Below are 1,794 nucleotides of genomic sequence, written 5' to 3' on the forward strand. Positions count from 1 at the left end.
CGTCGCGGATTTGCCTACGACACGGCCTACACGCTTACCCCGGCACAACCACCGGCCGGGCTCAGCTACCTTCCTGCGTCACCCCATCGCTTGACTACTACCCGCCAGGTTCCCACGCTCCCCAACCTTGACCCGAAGGTCGCAGCCGGTTTGGGTGGTTAGCACAACGAGGTTCATCAGGGACGCTCTTTCGCGGGTACGGGAATATCAACCCGTTGTCCATCGACTACGCCTCTCGGCCTCGCCTTAGGTCCCGACTCACCCAGGGCGGATTAGCCTGGCCCTGGAACCCTTGGTCATCCGGCGGAAGGGTTTCTCACCCTTCTTTCGCTACTCATGCCTGCATTCTCACTCGTGCCGCGTCCACAACTGGGTCACCCCGCTGCTTCACTCGCGGCACGACGCTCCCCTACCCATCCACACACCTGCACAAGGAATCAAGTCCAAGCGAGGATAAAATGTGAATGCCACAGCTTCGGCGGTGTGCTTGAGCCCCGCTACATTGTCGGCGCGGAACCACTTGACCAGTGAGCTATTACGCACTCTTTAAAGGGTGGCTGCTTCTAAGCCAACCTCCTGGTTGTCTATGCGACCCCACATCCTTTTCCACTTAGCACACGCTTAGGGGCCTTAGCTGGTGATCTGGGCTGTTTCCCTCTCGACTACGAAGCTTATCCCCCGCAGTCTCACTGCCGCGCTCTCACTTACCGGCATTCGGAGTTTGGCTGATTTCGGTAAGCTTGTGGGCCCCCTAGACCATCCAGTGCTCTACCTCCGGCAAGAAACACGCGACGCTGCACCTAAATGCATTTCGGGGAGAACCAGCTATCACGGAGTTTGATTGGCCTTTCACCCCTAACCACAGGTCATCCCCCAATTTTTCAACATTGGTGGGTTCGGCCCTCCACGCGGTCTTACCCGCGCTTCAGCCTGCCCATGGCTAGATCACTCCGCTTCGGGTCTAGGACACGCGACTGAATCGCCCTATTCAGACTCGCTTTCGCTACGGCTCCCCCACACGGGTTAACCTCGCCACATGCCACTAACTCGCAGGCTCATTCTTCAAAAGGCACGCCGTCACCCCGCAAGGCTCCGACGGATTGTAGGCGAACGGTTTCAGGTACTATTTCACTCCCCTCCCGGGGTACTTTTCACCATTCCCTCACGGTACTCGTCCGCTATCGGTCACCAGGAAGTATTTAGGCTTACCAGGTGGTCCTGGCAGATTCACGGCAGATTTCAGGGGTCCGCCGCTACTCGGGAACACCCACAGAAGGTCAGCAACTTTCACCTACCGGACTTTCACCGTCTACGGTCAGCCATTCCAGACTGTTCGACTAGCCACTAACTTTGTAACTTCTCGAACAAGTGTCAGCTTGTTCAGCAGGGTCCCACAACCCCGACCACGCAACCCCTGACAGGTATCACACGCAGCCGGTTTAGCCTCAATCCGCTTTCGCTCGCCACTACTCACGGAATCACTAAATTGTTTTCTCTTCCTACGGGTACTGAGATGTTTCACTTCCCCGCGTTCCCTCCACACACCCTATGTGTTCAGGTGTGGGTGACACCACATGACTGGTGCCAGGTTTCCCCATTCGGACACCCTGGGATCACAGCTTGGTTGACAGCTCCCCCAGGCCTATCGCGGCCTCCCACGTCCTTCATCGGCTCCTGGTGCCAAGGCATTCACCGTTCGCCCTTGACAACTTGACCACAAAGATGCTCGCGTCCACTGTGCAATTCTCAACAAACGACCAACCCACAACCCACAAGCCCCACACCAAACCCGGC

The 1,794-nt window shown here is 57.3% G+C and carries 1 rRNA gene (cut by a window edge); it reads right to left on the reverse strand.

The features are described 5' to 3' along the window. Nucleotides 1-1,716, reverse strand: a 23S ribosomal RNA gene (locus ABZ808_RS30815); it reaches 1,488 nt to the left of the window's first position. Nucleotides 1,717-1,794 lie beyond the last annotated feature (78 nt).

Origin of the sequence: Micromonospora sp. NPDC047527 (assembly GCF_040643015.1) — a bacterium.
Taxonomy (GTDB): domain Bacteria; phylum Actinomycetota; class Actinomycetes; order Mycobacteriales; family Micromonosporaceae; genus Micromonospora.